The sequence below is a fragment of the Pseudomonas sp. EL_65y_Pfl1_R83 genome (assembly GCF_963970695.1).
Lineage (GTDB): Bacteria > Pseudomonadota > Gammaproteobacteria > Pseudomonadales > Pseudomonadaceae > Aquipseudomonas > Aquipseudomonas tritici.
In genome coordinates this window covers 1-472 of sequence record NZ_CAXAQI010000362.1, presented here as the reverse complement: position 1 = coordinate 472, position 472 = coordinate 1, and the positions used below count along the sequence as shown (strand labels likewise).

The following is a 472-nucleotide window of genomic DNA, read 5'->3' as shown; positions in this document are numbered from 1 at the left end:
TGCCCCAGGCCGCCTAAAGGCGACCTGCTTCGAGACGAAAGATTGGGGCGTCGGTGGCAACACCGGCGCCTTTTTCTTTTGGAGGTTTGCCGCACCCTTGCCGTCATCCCCGCGCAGGCGGGGATCCATAGTGGCGGACATTCGGCATCCTTTCCGACGTTGCGGCAATGGATTCCCGCCTGCGCGGGAATGACGGAATGGAACGCCCCTACTCCGCCGCCACCGATTCCTCCGCGCGCTCCTGCGCCTGGCGGTTCCACATTTCCGCATACAGCCCGTTCTTGCGCAGCAGCACGGCATGGCTGCCGCGTTCGACCACGCGCCCGGCTTCCAGCACGACGATCTCGTCGGCATGGACCACGGTCGACAGCCGATGCGCGATGACGATCGTGGTGCGGCCGCGTTCGATTGCCTGCAGCGTGTCGAGAATCTCGCCCTCGGTACGGCTGTCGAGCGCGCTGGTCGCTTCGTC

General features: G+C 65.5%; 1 pseudogene. It reads right to left on the bottom strand.

Annotated elements, in window-relative coordinates:
- Positions 1-208: 208 nt before the first annotated feature.
- Positions 209-472, bottom strand: a pseudogene (locus AACY08_RS29300) (metal ABC transporter permease); the annotation flags it as partial.